General features: G+C 67.4%; 17 protein-coding genes. 11 read left to right on the top strand and 6 right to left on the bottom strand.

Annotated elements, in window-relative coordinates; genetic code table 11:
* Window positions 1-68 precede the first annotated feature (68 nt).
* From htpG to AC07YZ_RS11010, 6 genes are all read left to right on the top strand, one after another.
* Window positions 69-2,018, top strand: a complete 1,950-nt coding sequence (gene htpG, locus AC07YZ_RS11035; protein ID WP_494794763.1) for a molecular chaperone HtpG — start codon at window positions 69-71, stop codon at window positions 2,016-2,018.
* A gap of 215 nt (window positions 2,019-2,233) precedes the next feature.
* Window positions 2,234-3,193 (top strand): lysylphosphatidylglycerol synthase domain-containing protein, encoded by a 960-nt coding sequence (locus tag AC07YZ_RS11030; protein WP_494794762.1) that lies wholly within the window; start codon window positions 2,234-2,236, stop codon window positions 3,191-3,193.
* A 261-nt stretch (window positions 3,194-3,454) separates the two neighbouring features.
* Entirely contained in the window at window positions 3,455-4,858 is a 1,404-nt protein-coding gene (locus tag AC07YZ_RS11025; protein ID WP_226491362.1) for a methyltransferase domain-containing protein, read from the top strand.
* A gap of 7 nt (window positions 4,859-4,865) precedes the next feature.
* Complete coding sequence (locus tag AC07YZ_RS11020) at window positions 4,866-6,215, top strand: sensor histidine kinase (protein WP_413465715.1); 1,350 nt, start codon at window positions 4,866-4,868, stop codon at window positions 6,213-6,215.
* Window positions 6,212-7,417, top strand: coding sequence for a hybrid sensor histidine kinase/response regulator (locus AC07YZ_RS11015; protein WP_494794761.1), 1,206 nt, complete (start codon window positions 6,212-6,214; stop codon window positions 7,415-7,417). Before AC07YZ_RS11020 ends, AC07YZ_RS11015 begins: the two co-directional genes overlap by 4 nt.
* Entirely contained in the window at window positions 7,414-8,367 is a 954-nt protein-coding gene (locus tag AC07YZ_RS11010) for a response regulator (protein ID WP_494794760.1), read from the top strand. Before AC07YZ_RS11015 ends, AC07YZ_RS11010 begins: the two co-directional genes overlap by 4 nt.
* Window positions 8,368-8,434: 67 nt before the next feature.
* Here AC07YZ_RS11010 and AC07YZ_RS11005 read toward each other — a convergent pair whose 3' ends face one another.
* The 3 genes from AC07YZ_RS11005 to AC07YZ_RS10995 form a co-directional block, all read right to left on the bottom strand.
* Window positions 8,435-8,866 (bottom strand): organic hydroperoxide resistance protein, encoded by a 432-nt coding sequence (locus tag AC07YZ_RS11005; RefSeq protein WP_226491365.1) that lies wholly within the window; start codon window positions 8,864-8,866, stop codon window positions 8,435-8,437.
* Window positions 8,867-8,919: 53 nt separating this feature from the next.
* Window positions 8,920-9,369: a MarR family winged helix-turn-helix transcriptional regulator gene (locus tag AC07YZ_RS11000; protein ID WP_494794759.1), complete on the bottom strand. Its 450-nt coding sequence runs from the start codon at window positions 9,367-9,369 to the stop codon at window positions 8,920-8,922.
* Window positions 9,370-9,564: 195 nt separating this feature from the next.
* Window positions 9,565-10,623 (bottom strand): serine/threonine protein kinase, encoded by a 1,059-nt coding sequence (locus AC07YZ_RS10995; RefSeq protein WP_226491367.1) that lies wholly within the window; start codon window positions 10,621-10,623, stop codon window positions 9,565-9,567.
* A gap of 57 nt (window positions 10,624-10,680) precedes the next feature.
* Between AC07YZ_RS10995 and AC07YZ_RS10990 the strand changes: the two genes are divergently transcribed.
* A complete protein-coding gene (locus AC07YZ_RS10990) occupies window positions 10,681-11,568 on the top strand; it encodes a class I SAM-dependent methyltransferase (RefSeq protein ID WP_494794758.1) in 888 nt (295 codons plus the stop codon).
* Here AC07YZ_RS10990 and AC07YZ_RS10985 read toward each other — a convergent pair whose 3' ends face one another.
* Window positions 11,569-12,201: a hypothetical protein gene (locus AC07YZ_RS10985; RefSeq protein WP_494794757.1), complete on the bottom strand. Its 633-nt coding sequence runs from the start codon at window positions 12,199-12,201 to the stop codon at window positions 11,569-11,571.
* 36 nt (window positions 12,202-12,237) lie between these two features.
* Here AC07YZ_RS10985 and AC07YZ_RS10980 point away from each other — a divergent pair, with 36 nt between their 5' ends.
* The 4 genes from AC07YZ_RS10980 (at window position 12,238) to AC07YZ_RS10965 (ending at window position 16,723) form a co-directional block, all read left to right on the top strand.
* A complete protein-coding gene (locus AC07YZ_RS10980) occupies window positions 12,238-13,800 on the top strand; it encodes a hypothetical protein (protein ID WP_494794756.1) in 1,563 nt (520 codons plus the stop codon).
* A gap of 138 nt (window positions 13,801-13,938) precedes the next feature.
* Window positions 13,939-15,126 carry a cation:proton antiporter gene (locus tag AC07YZ_RS10975; protein WP_226491371.1) on the top strand — a complete coding sequence of 396 codons (1,188 nt, stop codon included), beginning with the start codon at window positions 13,939-13,941 and terminating at the stop codon, window positions 15,124-15,126.
* 10 nt (window positions 15,127-15,136) lie between these two features.
* The gene (locus AC07YZ_RS10970; protein WP_226491372.1) at window positions 15,137-16,267 is read left to right on the top strand and encodes a YbdK family carboxylate-amine ligase; all 1,131 of its coding nucleotides are present in this window, start codon (window positions 15,137-15,139) and stop codon (window positions 16,265-16,267) included.
* 201 nt (window positions 16,268-16,468) lie between these two features.
* The gene (locus tag AC07YZ_RS10965; protein WP_226491373.1) at window positions 16,469-16,723 is read left to right on the top strand and encodes a hypothetical protein; all 255 of its coding nucleotides are present in this window, start codon (window positions 16,469-16,471) and stop codon (window positions 16,721-16,723) included.
* Window positions 16,724-17,003: 280 nt separating this feature from the next.
* Here AC07YZ_RS10965 and AC07YZ_RS10960 read toward each other — a convergent pair whose 3' ends face one another.
* Window positions 17,004-17,864 carry an ABC transporter permease gene (locus tag AC07YZ_RS10960; protein WP_494794898.1) on the bottom strand — a complete coding sequence of 287 codons (861 nt, stop codon included), beginning with the start codon at window positions 17,862-17,864 and terminating at the stop codon, window positions 17,004-17,006.
* A gap of 70 nt (window positions 17,865-17,934) precedes the next feature.
* The gene (locus tag AC07YZ_RS10955) at window positions 17,935-18,870 is read right to left on the bottom strand and encodes an ATP-binding cassette domain-containing protein (RefSeq protein ID WP_226491374.1); all 936 of its coding nucleotides are present in this window, start codon (window positions 18,868-18,870) and stop codon (window positions 17,935-17,937) included.
* Window positions 18,871-18,962 lie beyond the last annotated feature (92 nt).

The raw sequence follows: 18,962 nt of genomic DNA, 5'->3' as shown, positions 1-18,962 counted from the left end.
GCCGGTCCGCGCGATGCGCTATTCGATCCGGTGTCCCCCGGTCGGTCGTTTTCCAGCCAATTCACATCATGAGCAAACAAACCCTGTCTTTCCAGGCCGAGGTGGCGCAGTTGCTGCACCTCGTCACCCATTCGCTGTATTCCAACCCCGAGATCTTCCTGCGCGAGCTGGTGTCCAACGCGTCGGACGCCTGCGACAAGCTGCGTTTTGAAGGCCTGAACAATGCCGCGCTTTTTGAGGATGCGCCCAACCTCGACGTGCGCGTGGCCTTCGACAAGGACGCCAAGACCATCACCATCACCGACAACGGCATCGGCATGAGCCAGGCCGAAGCGGTGGAGCACCTGGGCACCATCGCCAAGAGCGGCACCAAGGACTTCATGAGCCACCTGAGCGGTGATCAGAAGAAAGACGCGCAGCTGATCGGCCAGTTCGGCGTGGGCTTTTATTCGGGCTTCATCGTGGCGGACAAGATCACCGTCGAATCGCGTCGCGCTGGCCTGCCGGCGGCCGAGGGCGTGCGCTGGACCAGCGGTGGAACCGGCGACTTCGAGGTGGAGGCCATCGAACGCGCCGCGCGCGGCACCACCATCACCCTGCATGTGCGCGAGGACAAGACCGAGTTCCTGAGCCACTGGAAGCTCAAGTCGCTGATCACCAAGTACTCCGACCACATCAGCCTGCCGATCCTGATGCAGAAGGAAGAGTGGGACGCTGAGAAGAGCGAGTACGTGCAGCAGGACGCGTGGGAGGCGGTGAACTCCGCCAACGCACTGTGGGCCCGCAGCAAGAAGGAGATCTCCGACGAGCAGTACGCCGAGTTCTACAAGAACCTCAGCTACGACCAGGAGGCGCCGCTGGCCTGGAGCCACAACCGGGTGGAAGGCAGCACCGAATACACGCAGCTGCTCTACATCCCGGCCAAGGCGCCGATGGACCTGTGGAACCGCGACCGCAAGGCCGGCATCAAGCTCTACGTCAAACGCGTCTTCATCATGGACGAGGCCGAGAGCCTCATGCCCTCGTACCTGCGCTGGGTCAAGGGCGTGGTCGATTCGGCCGACCTGCCGCTCAACGTGAGCCGCGAACTGCTGCAGGAAAGCCGCGACGTCAAGGCGATCCGCGAAGGCAACACCCGCCGCGTGCTGGCCATGCTGGAAGACCTGGCGAAGAAGAACGTGGCGCCGAAGGCCGAAGAGGGCGCAGACGGCGTGACCGACGTGCTGAGCGAAGACGACAAGGCCGCGGCCGAAAAGGACGCCGGCAAGTACTCGGCCTTCTACGCCGAGTTCGGCGCGGTGCTGAAAGAGGGGCTGGGCGAAGACTTCGCCAACCGCGAGAAGATCGCCAAGCTGCTGCGCTTTGCCTCGACCACCACCGACGTGGTGAGCGTGAGCCTGGCGGAGTACAAGGCGCGCATGAAAGAAGGCCAGGCCGCCATCTACTACATCACCGCCGACAGCATCGCCGCCGCCAAGAGCAGCCCGCAGCTCGAAGTGTTCAAGAAGAAGGGCATCGAGGTGCTGCTGATGGCCGACCGCGTGGACGAGTGGGCCGTGTCGCACCTGCACGACTTCGACGGCACGCCGCTGCAGAGCGTGGCCAAGGGCGCGGTCGATCTGGGCACTTTGCAGGACGAAGAAGAAAAGAAAGCCGCCGAGGCCGCGGCCGAGAGCTTCAAGCCGGTGCTGGACAAGCTCAAGGAGGCGCTCAAGGACAAGGCGCAGGACGTGCGCGTGACCACCCGTCTGGTGGATTCGGCGGCCTGTCTGGTGGTGGGCGAGGGCGACCTCTCCAACCAGCTCGCCCGCATGCTCAAGGCCGCCGGCCAGCAGGCGCCCGCCAGCAAGCCCATCCTGGAGGTGAACGCCGAGCACCCGCTGGTGAAGAAGCTGGACGGCAGCGCGCATTTCGACGACCTGGCGCACATCCTGTTTGACCAGGCGCTGCTGGCCGAAGGCGGCCTGCCGGACGACCCGGCCGCCTACGTCAAGCGCGTCAACGCCCTGCTGGTGTGACGCTGGTCGGCAACGGATGATCCAGAGGCACTTCGGTGCCTCTTGTCTTTTGGGGCCATGGCGGATCGGGCGTGCCAGGCGGCGGTGACCGGTCGCTTACCATCGGCAGGCCGGCGGCGCAGAGGCCCTCGCGTCTGGCTGGCGCCCGGCACCCCGGCACGCGATCCGCGCCCGGTGGGCTCCCGTTTCCCGATCATCAGACCGAAACCCCGCGAATGAAGCACGCAAAAACCCTGTTCAAGGCACTCATGTACGCGGCCGTGCTGGCCTCGTGCGTGTATTTCGTGCTGGCCATCAAGACCCATGTCGCGAACCTGCCGCCCATCGCGTTCAACGTCCAGACCCTGGCCGTGACCGTGCTGAGCACGGTGGCGGTGGTGGTGACGCATTTTCTGGGCACCCACGTCTGGCGCCTGCTGATGTCCGACCAGGGCTACCGGGTTCCCATGCGGCTGGCGGTGCAGGTGTTCTTCATTTCGCAGCTGGGCAAGTACCTGCCGGGCAACGTCGGCCAGTTTCTGGGGCGCGGCGTGCTGGCCAAGTCCACCGGGATTCCGGTCGGGGTGGCGGTGGGCACGGCGGTGTTCGAAGGCATCTGGAACCTGGTGATCAGCCTGTCGCTGGCCTTGCTGTCGACCTGGGTGCTGTGGGACCTGGTCACCGTGCATTCGGTGAACCCCCGGTTTGGCCAGCAGGCCGGCTGGCTGCTCCTGCTGGCGCTGGTGCTGCCCTGGCTGAGCATCAAGGTCCTGAACGCCGTGTTGCCGCAGTTGAGCCGCAAGGTCGGCGGCGGGCAACTGCTGCGGCCGCCCCGCCTGAAAACCTCCCTCCTGGTGTCCTTGCTGATCCTGGTCAACTTCATGCTGCTCGGGTACGTGCTGAAACTGCAGTCGGAAGTGTTCTTTTCCACGCCGCCGGTGGAGTGGCTCAGCATCACCTTGCTGTTCAGCAGCGCCTGGGTGGCCGGGTACGTCGTGCCCGGCGCGCCCGGTGGCCTGGGGGTGCGCGAGGCCATGATGGTGGTCCTGCTCACCCCGCTCACGGGCGCCCCCGTGGCGACGGGGCTGGCGGTCAGCATGCGGCTTACCTCGCTGCTGGGCGATGGCCTGACCGTGCTGGTCGGGGTCCTGGGGCGTTACATGCGGGGCCAGGCCGAAGTCAGCCGGCTGCCCTGACCTGATAGGTCGAGCGCCGGCTGACAGCGGCGCGGCTCCATGCCCATGCATGCCCCAGGCGGGCTGCATGGGTTTTTTCATGGGATCGAAGGGGTTGGCGCGGTGGCGCGCGGCATGTCCGGGCCCAAGGCCCGAGCCACCGGTGGCCATTGGAGGGGGGTAACACATGGCGTCGTGTGAGATGACTACACTGGGCATCGGGGAGTCCTTTCAGGGACGGGGTTCCGGCGCCGTCTCTCCACCTGATCAAACGGTCTCAACGTGTACCTACAGCGCCCCTTCGATAACGTCGTCACCTTCCGCAACAGCCAGGGCGAGAGCGCGCGCGGTTCCCTGACCAGCCTGCAGCGGCGTTCGCTGGTGATGGAGATCTACAACCCTTACTCCATCGTGCAGGTCAGTGAGGTGTTGTCGGCACTGACCATCCGGTCGGGTGAACGCATCATTTACGACGGCAAGGCGGTCGTGGTCAGCCTGCTCAACACCGGTCTGATGGCGGTGGTGTCGGTGGCGTTGATCGATGAATGGTCCGACCTCAACGCCATTCGCGGCGACATTCACCAAGTGCGCGGCGAGGCGGAGCGTTTCGTGTCCGACTGGGAGGGACGCTTCAGGATCAGGCAGAGCTACCAGGTCATGATCAGCGAATTTCGTGCCTTTCTGGCTGACACCGCACGCTGGGCGGATCAGGCCGACTTGTCATCCTTCCTGCCCCGCGAGGCCGATGGCCGTATCCGCGCGGATGTGTTCGACGAGCTGTCCGCGCCCATCATGGAGAAGAGCGCGGAGTACCTGGTCTGGCTCGAAGACGAAGGCCCGCGCGTGCCACTGGAGGACTCCGTGGCACACCGCAACTTCGCACAGACCTCGCTGCACCCCTTGATGCTGCGTGCGCCCTTCGTCTACCGCACCTTCACCAAGCCGCTGGGTTATGCGGGCGACTACGAAATGGTCAATCAGATCCTGGGTGACCCGCGCCAGGGCCCCAACACCTACTTCCAGATCGTCAACGCCGCATTTCTGAAGGCAGGTGTCGCCCAGGCACATCGCAACCGCATCGATATTCTGGTCGAGTCGCTGTTGCGAGTCGCCCAGCAAGCGCGGCGCGAAGGCCGCCAGGCACGCGTGCTGAATGTGGGTTGCGGCCCGGCCGTGGAGATTCGACGCTTCATCGCCCAGGACGAAAATCCGGACAGCATTGCCTTCACGCTGATGGACTTCAGCGAACCGACGATCGAGTACACGCGGAGCAAGATCGCCGAGGCTGCTCGCGAGACTGGCCGACGGGTGCAGGTCGAGTTCGTCAAAGAGTCCGTGCACGACCTGCTGAAGCGCACCAGCCGGCAGGCGCCTGTTCCCGAAAGCGAATCCCTCGATTTCGTGTACTGCGCGGGCCTGTTTGACTATCTTTCGGACAAGGTCTGCTCTCGACTGCTGCGGTATTTCGTTTCGCGCGCGCAAGCCGGAGGGCGGGTTCTCGTGACCAACGTGCATTCGAACAATTTGCAGAAGACTCTCATGGAGCATCTGCTGGAATGGCACTTGATCTACCGCGACGAGGTGGGGCTGGAGTCTGTCCTGCCGCCGGAGCGGCAGGACACTTCGATCTACACAGACGCCACGGGTCTCAACGTCTTCGCCGAGTTCCGCGTCCCAACGATATGAGGGCCCGATGATGCTCAGCTTTTCGCAGTTCCAGGTACCTGGATTGTCGCCCTACCACGCGGAGCAAAACGAGTATCGTCGGGCGTATTCCAAGGGCACCGCGCTGGTGGCCTCGCTGCTGATCGTGCTCGGCTTGGGACTCGATTTCTCGCTATACAACGAGTTATTTGTGGTGCTGGCGCCGGTGCGTATCGGGACTGCGCTGGCAATCCTTCTGGTCTACTTGGTATTGCGGTCGCGCGTAGGCGCTGCCTGGGTCAGTCCGCTCACAATGCTCTGGCTTTCGATGCCGCAGTTGATGATCAGCTGGATGATCTGGCGCACGGAAGGTGATCGGTCGATCTACTTCGTGGGTCTGCACCTGGCGCTCTATGCCACAGGCATCATCCTGCCGGTGCGTTTTTTCGAAAGCCTGGCGTTCGGACTTGGCACGCTGGCGATATACGTTGCCGCCTGCGTGTTGCATCCGGGCGGCATCCAGGACGCGTACCGATTTATCGGTTACTCGTTGTTTCTCCTCACAGCGGCTGTCCTGAGTTCCTTCTGCACGTATTTCAACGAGCGCGGTCGATTCAGCCTGTTCGCGCTGCGCCGCGAGGTCGCCGACCAGAACAAGGTCTTGATGGAGACCAATCGCACCTTGGCCGAACTCAAGGGCCAGTTGATCCAGCGCGAAAAAATGGCCGCCATCGGCACGCTCTCGGCCGGTCTGCTGCACGAGCTGAACAACCCGGTGAACTACAGCCTCATGGCGATCAACATGGGGCTGGCCATGCCGGTCGCCGCCGCCGATGCCATGCTCAAGGAAAGCTTGCAGGACGCCCGCGAGGGCATGCAGCGCATCCAGAACATCGTCTCCGACTTGAAGACCTTCGCCTACCAGAAACCCGGTGAAAACAGCCAGCGCCCCTTCCTGCTGGAAAACGCCATCCGCTCGGCGCTGCGGCTGGCCGGCTACGAGCTCAAGGGCATCGACGTGTCGGTCGAGATGCCGCAGGACACGCACGTGCTGGGGGACGAGCCGGCCATCATCGGCGTGCTGATCAACCTGCTGAGCAACGCCGCGCACGCGGTGCAGAAGGCCCAGCGCGAGCAACCGCAGATCGCGCTGCGCGTGCAGGCGCGCGAGGGGCGCCTGTGGGTGTCGGTGCGCGACAACGGCCTGGGCATCGAACCGGCCAACATCGGACGCGTGTTCGAGCCCTTCTTCACCACCCGCGACGTGGGCGCCGGCCTGGGGTTGGGCCTGAGCATGAGCTACGGCATCGTGCAGCGCCATGGAGGCACCCTGATGGTCGAGAGCGAGCCGGGTGCCTGGACCGAATTTGTCTTTGATTTACCGAGGCCACCCGCATGAACTCCAACCCCGCAGGCAGTTCGCCCGCACAGATGGGCACGCACGCCATCCTGATGGTGGACGACGAGCCGCAGGCCTGCAAATGGTTTGCGCGCATGTACGGCGACGAGTTCACCGTCCTCACGGCCGGCAGCGTGGACGAAGCGCTGGCCCTGCTGGAGCAGCGCGGGCACGAGGTGGCCGTGCTGCTCACCGACTACGCCATGCCGGTGCGCGACGGCGTGACCCTGCTCAGCGAGGTTCGGCAGCGCTTTCCCCACGTGGCGCGGCTGCTGGTGTCGGCCTACGCGGACAAGGACGTTGCCATGTCCGCGGTCAACCAGGGGCATGTGGAGGCGATCCTGGAAAAGCCGCTGGACGAGGCCCTGACGCGCCAGGTGCTGCGCGAGGCGCTGGCCTCCAGCGTGCGGCGCGCGCGCGAGCACGCGCTGATCGAGCGCCGCGCGGCCACCCTGCGCGAGACCCTGGGCTTCCTGGCGCACGAAGTCACCACGCCGCTGGCGACGGTGCGCGGCTACCTCGCGGCGATGCGCGAGCGCCACCGCGACCTGCCCGAGGGCGAGGCCGGCATGGCGCACATCGCGCAGCAAAAGCCCGGTGAAGTGCTCAAGATGATCGAGGCGGCGCAGCGCCGTGCCGATTACGCGCAGTCCCTGGTGTCCACCTTTGTGCTGACCGCGCGCGACGCCTACCGCCGAGAGGCCTCCGAGAGCCTGCTTGCCAGCGATCTGGTGGGGGCCGTGCGCGACGAATACCCGTTCGACGGCGACGAGGCGCAGTGGCTGACCTGCGACCTGGCGGCCGATTTCCGCCTGCCGGGCCGTCGTGACCTGCTCTACCTGGTGCTGTGCACCCTGGTGAAGAACGCGCTGCTGGCGCTGCGCTCGGACTTGCCCGCGCAGCCCGGGGTGCTCATCGCGCTGCTGCGGGCGGTGCCCGCGCCGGGCCTGCCCGAGCAGGCCGCCATCTGCGTGAGCGACAACGGCCCGGGCGTGCCGCCCGATGTGTTGCAGCGCCTGACCCGGGAGCCCGTGACCACGCGGGCCGATGCGGGCGGCAGCGGCATGGGCCTGCTGTTCTGCCGGCGTGTGATGACCACCCTGGGTGGCTCCATCGACGTGCGGTCCGAACCGGGTCAGGGCACGGCGGTGACGCTGTATTTCCCATCCACCGACGACTTCAAACCCGAGGAGGCTCCATGAAGCCCACCAAGATCCTGTATGTCGACGACGAGGCGATGGCCTTGAAGTATTTCGAGCGCCTGGTCGGCCCGCTCGCACCGGTGCTCACCGCCGGCTCGGTGGAAGAGGGGCGCGCGATGTTGCGCGACCACGGCGACGAGATCGCCGTGCTGGTGTGCGACCAACGCATGCCGGGCGAGCGAGGCAACGAACTGCTGCGCCACGCCCGCGAGTACTACCCCGGCATCGTGCGCATGTTGACCACCGCGTACTCCGAGCTGGGCGAGGCCATCGAGGCGATCAACACCGGCGAGATCTACCGCTACATCAGCAAACCCTGGGAACTGGACAGTCTGCGGGCCGACCTGCGCAACGCGCTGGAGCTGGCGGACTTGCGCGGCGAGCGCGACGGCCTGCTGCGCGACAAGCTGCTCGCGCAGCAAGGCCAGCTGCTGGGCAACCGCCTGGCCGCGCTGCTGATGGTGGGCGCGGCCGTGCACGGCGAGGGGGCCGAGCCGGCCCTGTACCGCTTTGCCCAGACCGCGCTGGCCGCGGGCTGCACAGCACCCGCACTCGACTGGAACCACTGGGACCACGCCGACCTGTTGCAGGCCGAGGCGCGGCGCGGCGCGTCGATCGCCGCGCAGCTGCGGCTGTGGCAGGAGCGTTTCGGTCCACGGAGCGACGGCGCCACGGCGCTGTCCGCGCTGGCGCAGGCGGTGGGGGGGGAGGTGCAGGACGACAGCGTGCGGCTGAACGACGCGGTGCCCTTGACGGCACTGCTGTCGGCACCGGCCGGCGCTGCCGCCAGCGAGGCGCAATGTGCCTGGCTGGCTTGGTTGCTCTGGCAGGGCGGGGGCGCGCAGATCGAAGCGGTGGACGGCGCCTGGCGCGTGAAACCCGCGAGCGCCGAGACGCCGCCTGTTGACTGGCTGGCCGACGCGATGGAGCGCGTGGGCGGTCACGCCTGAGTTCCGGGCCGCAGCGGGCGGGTGACCCCCAAAGGGCGCCACCCGCTGCCATGACCCGGGGAGGCGATCAGGCGGCCAGAGCGATCGTCACGTCAATGTTGCCGCGCGTGGCGTTGGAGTACGGGCACACCTGGTGCGCGGTGTCCAGCAGGTCTTGCGCCACGGCGCGGTCCATGCCGGGCAGGCTCACGGTCAGGCGCGCGGCGATGCCGAAGCCGGCCGGGATCGGGCCAATGTCCACTTCGGCGTCGATCGACGCGTCGGCCGGAACGGCCACTTTCTTCATGCCCGCCACGTGCTTGAGCGCGCCCATGAAGCAGGCCGAATAACCCGCGGCGAACAGCTGTTCGGGGTTGGTCGCATTGCCGGCTCCACCCATGGCCTTGGGCGGGGACAGCTTGATGTCGAGCAGGCCGTCGTCGGTGCGCGAGCTGCCTTCGCGGCCGCCGGTGGTGTGGGCGCGGGCGGTGTAGATCACTTTGTCGAGGGAGGTTGCCATGGTGGTTCCTTTGAGGGTGGTTGCTTCAGCGAAGCGGGGTGAAAAAGAGGTGTTTAGGCGACGAGCCGGTTGCGCAGCGCCTGGATCTGGTGGGTCAATGCCATGGCGTCGGCCACTTCGCATTGCGTGGCCTGCAGCACGCAGCCCGGCAGGCGGGCGGCGCGGGCCTTGAGCTTGCGGCCGGCGGCGGTGAGGCGGATCAGCACCCGGCGCTCGTCCTGCGCATCGCGCAGCCGGGAGACCAGACCGGCCGACTCCATGCGCTTGAGCAGCGGGGTGAGGGTGCCCGAGTCGAGGTAGAGCCGCTCGCCGAGCTCGGAGACGGTCGGACCATCCTGTTCCCACAGCGCCAGCAGGGCGAGGTACTGCGGGTAGGTCAGGCCCAGCTCGTCGAGCAGGGGCTTGTACAGCTTGGTCATGGCCAGCGACGCGGAGTACAGCGCAAAGCAGAGCTGGTTGTCCAGCCGCAAGGCCTGATCGGTGTTGAGAGCGGGTGTTGCCATGGGGTGAACTGTAGATGGCAATTAAATTGTGTGCAATTGAATTGCTAAAAACCTTTTTAAATACAGGGTCATCGCGGAGCGCGACACGTGACGCGCGAAGTGGTCCAGCCGGGGCCAGCGCGGAACCGACTTTGCCGGGCCGCTGCTGGCGCCCCTTGAGGGGGGGCGCGAAGCGCCGCGGGGGTGGGCACTCCTCTACACCATCAAGGGAGCGCCCTGCATTTCCTCGATCTGCTCGACCAGCATGTCGACCTGGCTTTGCCAGTAGTCGCGGCTGCCGAACCAGGGGAAGTTGACCGGGAAGGCCGGGTCCTGCCAGCGGCGCGCCAGCCAGGCGCTGTAGTGGATCAGGCGCAGGGTGCGCAGCGGTTCGATCAGCGCGAGTTCGCGCCGGTCGAAAGGGCGGAACTGTTCGTAGCCGTCGATCAGCGCGCCGAGTTGCTGCGTTTGCTGGCGCCGGTCGCCGCTGAGCAGCATCCACAGGTCCTGCACCGCCGGGCCGGTGCGCGCGTCGTCCAGGTCCACGAAATGCGGGCCGGCGCCGGGCTGGCCTTCGGGGGTCCAGAGGATGTTGCCGGGGTGGCAGTCGCCGTGCAGCCGGATGCGGGCGATGCCGCCGTCGTTTGCTTCCTCCGTGGCCGCGCCGGGCGCCTGCGGAAGCAGCGCCGGGTGCGCCTCGATCAGCGCCAAGGCTTCTTGCAGGGCCTCGGTCCAGGCGGTGCGCACCTCGGGCGCGATGGCGTCGTGTTGCAGCAGCCAGTCGCGCGGCTCGTGCGCGAAGGTGGTGGCGTCGAGCGCCGGGCGGCAGACGAACGGGCGCGATGCGCCCACCGTGTGGATGCGCGCCAGAAAGCGGCCGATCCATTCGAGCACCTCGAAGTCGTCCAGCTCGGGCCGGCGCCCGCCGCGGCGCGGGCTCACGGCAAAGGCGAAGCCGCCGAAGTGGTGCAGCGTGGCCCCCTGGACCACCAGCGGCGGCACCACGGGGATTTCGGCCGCCACCAGTTCGGCCGCGAAGGCGTGCTCTTCGGCGATCTGTTCGTCGCTCCAGCGCTCGGGGCGGTAGAACTTGGCGACCACCTGCTCGTGCCCCTCGTGCGGCGTTTCCAGATGGATCTGGTAGACCCGGTTCTCGAAGCTGTTGAGCGCGGCCATGCGCCCGTCGCCCCACAGGCCGATCTGGCCCAGCGCGTCCTGCACCACGTCGGGGGTGAGGGCGGTGTAGGGGTGGAGGTGGGGGGCATCGGAGGTCATGGGCGATTGTCGCCGCGCCGGGTGGGCGCCGCCATAGCCCTCGCCTATGATCGGCGCATGTCCAAAGCCGCCCTGAAAAAACGCCCGCCCCAGACCCTGGAGGAGCAGCTGCCCGAGCTGCGGCCGGGCCAGTCGGTGGAGCTGCTCAAGGAGCTGCACATCCTCACCCGCGAGGGCAAGCTCAACCAGGACACCCGGCGCAAGCTCAAGCAGGTCTACCACCTGGTGCAGTTCATCGAACCGCTGCTGGCCGAGGTGCTGAAGGAGCGCGGCGACGTGACCCTGGCCGACCACGGCGCGGGTAAGTCCTACCTGGGCTTCATCCTCTACGACCTGTTCTTCAAGGACAAGCCGGTGGGCCACGTGTATGGCGTGGAATCGCGCGCCGAGCTGGTGGAAAAGTCGCAGGCGCTCGCGACCCGGCTGGGTTTCGAGCGCATGGCCTTCCTGGCCACCACGGTGCAGCAGGCGCTGAGCCACCCCGAGCTGCCGCCGCGCATCGACGTGGTGACCGCGCTGCACGCCTGCGACACCGCCACCGACGATGCCATCGCCTTTGGTCTGGCCAAGCAGGCGCGCTTCATGGTGCTGGTGCCGTGTTGCCAGGCCGAGGTGGCGGGCGTGATGCGCAGCAACAAGGCGCTGAACCTGGCACGCACGCCGCTGGCCGAACTGTGGCGCCACCCGCTGCACACGCGCGAGTTCGGCAGCCAGATCACCAACGTGCTGCGCTGCCTGCAGCTCGAAGCCCATGGCTACGGCGTCACCGTGACCGAGCTGGTGGGCTGGGAACACTCCATGAAGAACGAACTGATCCTGGCCCGCAAGGCCGGGCCGGACCACGCCGCGCAACAGGCCCGGGCCCGCGAGCGCCTGCAGCAGGTGCTCGAAGAACTCGGCCTGCAGGCCCTGAGCGAACGGTTCCTGGGTGGCTTGCAGGCTTGACTATTTGCCGGCGGGCTTGGCCGGCGCGGTGGCGGGTGTGGCGGGGCCACCCAGGCGCTTGCTGATCGATTGTTCGAGCTGCTTGAGCTTGGGTTCGACGGTACCGCGCGTGTCGGCCAGCAGCTTTTCCTGCAGGGCCTTCTGCATGCTGCCCGTGAGCTGCATGTATTTGGCGTAGACCGGCGACTCCAGCAGGGTCACGATCTGGAGCAGTTCGGCTTCGCTGAACTTCTCTTCCAGCAGGCTGCCGACCGTGGTGGGCGCGAGCTTGACGGCGCGGGTGGTCACCAGCGGCACGGTCTCGTTCAGGTATTTGGCGGTGTCGGCCTGGATCTCCTTGGCCACGGTCTCGCGCCGGTCGGCGCTCACCGCGTTGGGCAGGATGACGTCGGCGCGGTCGAGCAACTGGGCCGCGGGCTGTTCGGCCATGGCGCGCGCCAGGGCTTCGATACCCGGTTGTTGCAGCTTGAGCAGGCGGGCCACCAGCTCTTTCTTGGCGGCCGGGGCCGGGGTCTGGGCGCTGGCGCCGGTGGCGGCGATCAACAGGGCCAGGGTGAGGGTCAGGGTGTGCAAGGGTTTTTTCAGCATGGCGGATGGTACCCACATCGCCGAGGCGCGGATGTAACCAGCCATGTGCACCGCCGCTGGCCCCCGGGCTACCATGGCGCCATGCTTGCTCTGCCTGTCTTGTGGTTGCCCGCCCGCCTGAGCCGCTTCGCCGTGGGGCTGGCGATGTCGTTGGGGCTGGGTGGCTGTGCGGTGATGGACGGCGCCGGGCCACCGGTGTTGTTGCCCTCGGACCCTGCCGCGCAGCAGTGTCTGCAATGGTTCGAGCGCCTGGACGCGGTGACCGATGCCCACCATGTGCGCGACGGTGGCGCGGCGCGCATCGCGGGCTTCCCGTTTCTGCGCACCGACCGCCTGCTCGCCTCGTTTGGTGACGAAGCCACGCGCAGCGACGCGGCTTTCCAGGCCTGGGGCGTGCGCCTGCGGGCGCTGGACGCGCAGGCGCGGGCGTTCGAGAGCGCCCACCTGCGCGCCGCGGCGCTGGCCGAATTGGGCGTGCCGGACGTGGCCAGCGCCGGCGCGCGCACGCAGCGTTGCGCCGACACGCTGTGGGCCGAGGTGGTGGCCCACCCGGCGCTCAGGAGCACCCTGGCGCAGCGTGCGCAGGTGCCCGACGACTACAGCGATTGGCGGCGGGCACTGGGGCTGTACCCGCTGACCCGGGGGCCGTTTTTTGCCGGCGTCGAGCGCTGGCAGCAGCGTTGGAGCGCTACCTTTGCTCACACACCCGCGCGAATCGATACCACTGCGGGCTGGCAGCGCCATGTGCCGGCCACCGCATCGGGGTCGCCCGGTGGCGCCGAAGTCGCGGCCCTGCTCAGTGCCGTGCCCCACGATGCGCTGGGCATCCCGACGCCCGATGCGGCCACCGCGCAGCAGCTGCTGCAGGCCCATGCCCCGGTGCTGGTGATCCAGAACCGGGGCGCGCACGACCGGTTGGGCCGCCTGCACTGGGGCGATGGCCCGGCGCCCCAGGTGGACGCCAGCCAGCCCGTGGTGTACCAGCGCCTGGCCCACACGCGGTTCGGCGAGCAGACCCTGCTGCAGCTGGTCTACAGCGTGTGGTTTCCGCAGCGCCCGCCTGAGGGCGCGCTGGACCTGCTCGCCGGCGCCGTGGACGCGGTGGTGATGCGCCTGACCCTGGCACCGGACGGCCGCGTGTGGCTGTTCGACAGCATCCACGCCTGCGGTTGTTACCACCTGTTCGTGCCCACGCCCGCGCTCGTGCCCCGGCCGGCGCCCGATGCGGGCAGCGAGTGGGCCTTCGTGCCCACCACGCTGCCGGCGATGCGCGTGGGCGAACGGCTGCGGGTGGTGATTGAGTCGGGCAGCCACATGGTGGTGGGCGTCGCGCCCGAACCCGCGGCCAACGCAGCGGCCGATGGCACGGCCCCGGCCCAGACCTACACCTTGTCCGATGAAGATGGCCTGCGCAGCCTGCCCGGCGCCGACGGCCGGCGCCGCAGCGCGTTCTGGCCGCATGGCATCATGCCCGGCACCGAGCGCGGCGAACGCCTCCTGTTCTGGCCCATGGGTATCGAGAGTCCGGGTGCGATGCGACAATGGGGCCGCCAGCCGACGGCCTTTGTCGGACGGCGGCATTTTGACGATGCACGGCTGCTGCAAGAGCGGTTCCGGTTGCAGCCGTCACTCGGCGCTCCCTGAGGCCCGGTTCCCGGGCGTTCTTTCAGGCGGCGAACTGTTTCAACCGTCGCACGCTGCTGCGACCCACTCGCCCGATGGCCGACGGGGTGTGTTACACCCGCCATCCGGAACGTTGTCCCCATCCAGGAGAACCTGCCCATGGTCACCGATTTCCCATTTCTGTTGCAGTCCATGGCCTGGCCGCTGGTGCTGCTGATCGCCTGGTTTCTGGGGGAGCGGCTGCACGAAACCTGGCAGGTGCCGCGCGTGTCGAGCTACGTGGCGGTGGGCCTGCTGGGCAGCCTGATCAATCTGCCCGGCCTGACCGACGCCGTGCCCGGCCTGCCGTTCCTGGCCAACGTGGCGCTGTCGCTGGTGCTGTTCGAACTCGGCTATCGCATCAACCTGCGCTGGTTCCGCCACAACCCCTGGGTGATGGCGCTCGGCCTGGTGGAATCGGCCCTGACCTTCGCCGCGGTCTACCTGGCCAGCGGTTGGTTCGACATGGGCACCGACACCCGCCTCATCTTCGCCTCGCTGTCCATCTCGGCCTCGCCGGCGGGCATCGTGCGCGTGGCCAACGACCTGCGCAGCGCCGGCCAGGTGACCGAGCGTGTGCTGCACCTGTGCGCCATCAACTGCCTGGTGTCGGTGCTGGCCTTCAATCTGGTGGTGGGCTACTGGCACCTGAGCACCTCGGGCGACCTGGTGCTGGCGGCGTTCGGCAGCGTGCACGTGCTGGTCACCTCGGTGGCGGTGGGCGCGCTGCTCGGTGTGGCCGCTCCGTGGCTGCTGCGCGCCCAGCGCGTGCAGGCGCGCGACGTGACCGTGGTGTTCGCGCTGGCGGTGGTGCTGCTCACCACCATGGCCTATGGCCTGAAGCTCTCACCCCTGCTGGCCGCGCTCACCTTCGGCATCGTGGCGCGCGAGCGCCGCGTGCACCTGACCAACGCGCAGCGCGGTTTCGGCACCGCCGGCGACCTGCTCACCGTGTTCCTGTTCGTCTACATCGCCTCGCTGCTGAACTGGGCCGACGTCGGGACCGGCATGCTGTTCGGGCTGGTGCTGATCGTGGTGCGCACCGCCACCAAGGTGGGCTGCAGCGTGGCGGCGGCGCGCCTGTCGGGCAGCACCGAGCGCAAGGGCCTGCTCACGGGCCTGGCGCTCACCCCCATGTCGGCCTTCGCCATCCTGTTGCTCGAACAGAGCCGCCTCTACGGCTTCGAGCCCGCCGCGCACGTGCTCTCGTCCATGGCCGGGATGATGCTGGTGCTGGAACTGTTCGGCCCCGTGGTCACCCAGCGCGCGCTGCTGGCCGCCCACGAAACCCACGTGACCAAGGAATAGGAGCTCTCTCATGCCACTGGAAACCTTCAAGGCCTCCGACTCGCTGACCATGGGCGTGGAGCTGGAACTGCAGCTCGTCAACACCTACGACATGGACCTCTCCAGCAGCGCCAACGACCTGCTCGAACTGCTGCGCCGCAAGCCCTTCCCGGGCGTGGTCACGCCCGAGATGACGCAGAGCATGATCGAGATCGCCACCGACGTGCAGCGCGAACACGGCCCGCTGCTGGCGCAGTTGCAGCAGATCCGCGACACGCTGGTGCACGCCGGCGACCGGCTCAACATCGAGATCGCCGGCGGCGGCACGCACCCGTTCCAGCGCTGGTTCGAGCAGCGCATTTTTTCCAAGCCCCGCTTCCAGCAGCTCTCGGGCCTGTACGGCTACCTCGCCAAGCAGTTCACCGTGTTCGGCCAGCACGTGCACATCGGCTGCGCGTCGCCCGACGAGGCGCTGTTCCTGCTGCATTCGCTCAACCGCTACGTGCCGCACTTCATCGCGCTGTCGGCCTCGTCGCCGTTCTCGCAGGGGGTGGACACGCTGTTCGATTCGGCGCGCCTGAACTCGGTGTTCGCCTTCCCTTTGAGTGGCCGCGCCCCGTTCACGCTGAGCTGGGACGAGTTCGCCAACGTGTACTTCACCAAGATGGAGAGCACCGGCGTGGTCAAGTCCATGAAGGACTTCTATTGGGACATCCGGCCCAAGCCCGAGTACGGCACCATCGAGCTGCGCGTGTGCGACACGCCGCTCACCGTGGAGCGTGCCGCCGGTCTGGCCTGCTACCTGCAGGCGCTGTGCCGCCATCTGCTGGAGCGCAGCGAGCCGCCGCCCGAAGAGGACGACTACCTCGTCTACACCTACAACCGCTTCCAGGCCTGCCGCTTCGGGCTGGACGGCATGATGGTCAACCCCAAGACGCGCGAGCAGATCAGCATCCGCGAGGACATCCTGGCCACGCTGCGCCACCTGGGGCCGCATGCCGATGCGCTGAACTCGCAGGCCGCGCTCGACGAGATCGAACGCACCGCCGCGCGCGACGGCAACCACGCCATCTACCTGCGCAAGCAGTACGCCGAGAGCGGCAGCGTGCAGGGCGTGGTACGCGCCAGCGTGGACGCGCTGCGCTTCGGTCCGAAGGCCTGAGCGGCTGAGGGTTTTGAGGCCGGGTGGCGGTTGCCCGGCTGAGAACTGGGGGGTGAAACCCGGCCAGTTCCGGGCTTGTCAGGCAACTTCCTACAGCCCGAATGGTGGTGCGCCGACTTAACCAATTGACACAGGCTGAATACAGTTTGTCACACCGACAAACGTTTCATCACCAGCCCCTTTTCAGCCCAGGACACCGCCATGAACTCCATCCACCGCCGCCTCAATCCCTTTGTCCTCATGCTCGATCCGGAAGCCGTGATCACCGCCATGGAGAGCAGCATGAACCTGCGCGGCTTGCGCCAGCGCGTCTGCCGCCCGCTGGACAAACCACTGATTCCCAAGACCCACGGCCAGACGTTCGAGTACGACAGCGTGATCGACACCGAGGATTTCATGGACAGCGGCATCGACAGCTACGTCGAAGCCCAGCCTGCGCTGCAGGCGGTGCATTGACCCACCCCCGCCGCGCTGCGCGCGACCCCCTCAAGGGGGCAACGCGAGCGGCCTGGCAAAGCCAGTTCCGCCGCGTTCTTGGTTGGGACACGTGCTCCGGAGAGGGGCGTCAGCCCAGGACATCCTGAGCCGGCTTGTATGGTTGAGGTGTTGCCCCTTGAGCCGGTTCCGCCGCGTTCTGAGGGGGAGCCCGCCCAGAACACCGCAGAACCGGCTTCGCCGGGCCGCAGGTGTTGCCCCCTTGAGGGGGTGACGGGCGAAGCCCGGCGCGGGGGGGGGCCTATTTCGCGAACCGTTTTCGCGTGAGCGCCAGCGCCAGCCAGAAGGCGGCCACGGTGTAGACCAGCAGCACGGTGGCGTGCAGCCAGGCTTGTTCGGGCCATTGGTCCATGAACAGGGGGCGCACCAGCTCCACCGCGTTGGTCAGCGGCAGCCAGTCGGAAATGGCGCGCACCACCCCGGGCAGTTGTTCCCGCGGAAAGAACACCCCGGAGAGAAACATCATCGGGGTCAGGAACAGGGTGAAGTAGTAGGTGAAGAAGTCGTAGCCCTGGGCCAGGGCGTTGAACACCAGGGCGATGCACGAAAACGTGATGCCCACACCCAGCAGCACCGGCCAGGCCAGCAGCAGTTTCGGCGAATGGCTGATGCCCAGGCCCAGCATGACGGCCATGATGGCCGTGACCGAAAACAGCGCCTTGAAACCGGCCCACAACATCTCGGCCAGCACCACGTCGTCCAGGCTCACCGGCGCGTTCATGATGCCGTCCCAGGTCTTTTGCACGTGCATGCGCGAGAACGCCGAATACAGCGCCTCGAAGCTGGCCGCGTTCATCGCGCTCATGCAGATGCTGCCGCTGGCCAGGAACAGGATGTAGGGCACCGCCGTGTCGCCCTGCGGCGTGCTGATGGTCACCTGGCCCACCAGCGCGCCCATGCCGTAGCCGAACGCCACCAGCCACATCAGCGGCTCGGCGATGTTGCCCACCAGGCTCGGAATCGCGAGCTTCTTCCAGACCAGCAGGTTGCGCAGAAACACCGGCCACCAGCGGCCCGAAAGCCTGGGGACGGCAAAGTGAGCACCCCCCGCCGCGCTGCGCGCGACCCCCCTGGAGGGGGGCGCACCCTGCGGCCCGGCCAAGCCGGTTCCGTGGGTGCTCTGGGTTCGCTCCTCTCGTCCTCCTGCAGGTGTTTTGGGGTTGTTTTTCATGTCATCCATCTTCTCGGATCTGGCGCCCCGTCAGCTTCAAGAACAGATCTTCCAGATTCGCCGGCCGGTGCAAGGTGCGCAGCTGGTGGTGTTGGCCCAGCGCGGCCAGCAGCGGCAGGGCCTGCGCGGTGTAGAAAAACACCGTCTCGCCGCTCACTTCCACGCGCGCGGCCAGTGCCCGCAAGGCAGCGTGCTCCTCGGCCTGGGCCAGCGCCAGCGCGCCGTTGCCGTAGACCTCCACCACGTCGGGCTCCAGGTGCTGCGCGATCAGTTCGCGCGGGCGGCCCTCGGCGATCTTGCGGCCGTGGTCCAGCACCAGCAGGCGCGAGCACAGGCGCTCGGCCTCGTCCATGAAGTGCGTGGTCAGCAGGATGCTCTTGCCCTGTTGCAGCAGCTGCTGCAGGCGCTCCCACATCAGGTGGCGCGCCTGGGGGTCCAGCCCGGTGGTGGGTTCGTCCAGCATCAGCAACTGCGGGTCGTTCACCAGGGCGCGCGCCAGCGACAGGCGCCGCTTCATGCCGCCCGAGAGTTCACCGGGTTTGGCATCGGCCTTGTGCGAGAGGGCGGCGAACTCCAGCAGTTGCGGAATGCGGGGGCGGATCTGCGCGGCGCTCATGCCGAAGTAGCGGCCATAGACCAGCAGGTTCTCGGCGCAATTGAAGTCCGGGTCCAGCGTGTCGATCTGGCTCACCACACCCAGCTGCGCCTTGATGGCCAGGGCGTCGCGCGGCATGTCCAGGCCGAAGGCGGTGATGCTGCCCGCGTCCGGGGCGGTCAGGCCCAGGCACATGCGGATGGTGGTGGTTTTGCCCGCGCCGTTGGGGCCGATCACGCCCAGGCATTCGCCCGGCGCGATGCGGAACGACAGGTCGTCCACCACGGTGTTCTCGCCATAGCGCTTGGCGAGGTGCTGGCATTCGAAGAGGGGTGTGTTCACGGAAGTACCTTCGCCCTGCGGGCTGCGGTGCGCACTGGCTGGGGAACGGCCCGGCGCTGCGCTCATGGATTGGCATTGTGCCCGCTTGCCCC

The sequence above is a fragment of the Hydrogenophaga sp. GW101-3F08 genome (assembly GCF_059424585.1).
The sequence above is the reverse complement of the archived record's forward strand: the minus strand, read 5'-3'. Positions and strand labels throughout refer to the sequence as shown.

What these genes read in the sequence shown, in the direction of transcription:
- htpG (WP_494794763.1), top strand. Translation starts at nt 69, where the DNA reads ATGAGCAAACAAACCCTGTCTTTCCAGGCCGAGGTGGCGCAGTTGCTG.
- AC07YZ_RS11030 (WP_494794762.1), top strand. Translation starts at nt 2,234, where the DNA reads ATGAAGCACGCAAAAACCCTGTTCAAGGCACTCATGTACGCGGCCGTG.
- AC07YZ_RS11020 (WP_413465715.1), top strand. Translation starts at nt 4,866, where the DNA reads ATGATGCTCAGCTTTTCGCAGTTCCAGGTACCTGGATTGTCGCCCTAC.
- AC07YZ_RS11015 (WP_494794761.1), top strand. Translation starts at nt 6,212, where the DNA reads ATGAACTCCAACCCCGCAGGCAGTTCGCCCGCACAGATGGGCACGCAC.
- AC07YZ_RS11010 (WP_494794760.1), top strand. Translation starts at nt 7,414, where the DNA reads ATGAAGCCCACCAAGATCCTGTATGTCGACGACGAGGCGATGGCCTTG.
- AC07YZ_RS11005 (WP_226491365.1), bottom strand. Translation starts at nt 8,866, where the DNA reads ATGGCAACCTCCCTCGACAAAGTGATCTACACCGCCCGCGCCCACACC.
- AC07YZ_RS11000 (WP_494794759.1), bottom strand. Translation starts at nt 9,369, where the DNA reads ATGGCAACACCCGCTCTCAACACCGATCAGGCCTTGCGGCTGGACAAC.
- AC07YZ_RS10995 (WP_226491367.1), bottom strand. Translation starts at nt 10,623, where the DNA reads ATGACCTCCGATGCCCCCCACCTCCACCCCTACACCGCCCTCACCCCC.
- AC07YZ_RS10990 (WP_494794758.1), top strand. Translation starts at nt 10,681, where the DNA reads ATGTCCAAAGCCGCCCTGAAAAAACGCCCGCCCCAGACCCTGGAGGAG.
- AC07YZ_RS10985 (WP_494794757.1), bottom strand. Translation starts at nt 12,201, where the DNA reads ATGGCTGGTTACATCCGCGCCTCGGCGATGTGGGTACCATCCGCCATG.
- AC07YZ_RS10980 (WP_494794756.1), top strand. Translation starts at nt 12,238, where the DNA reads ATGCTTGCTCTGCCTGTCTTGTGGTTGCCCGCCCGCCTGAGCCGCTTC.
- AC07YZ_RS10975 (WP_226491371.1), top strand. Translation starts at nt 13,939, where the DNA reads ATGGTCACCGATTTCCCATTTCTGTTGCAGTCCATGGCCTGGCCGCTG.
- AC07YZ_RS10970 (WP_226491372.1), top strand. Translation starts at nt 15,137, where the DNA reads ATGCCACTGGAAACCTTCAAGGCCTCCGACTCGCTGACCATGGGCGTG.
- AC07YZ_RS10965 (WP_226491373.1), top strand. Translation starts at nt 16,469, where the DNA reads ATGAACTCCATCCACCGCCGCCTCAATCCCTTTGTCCTCATGCTCGAT.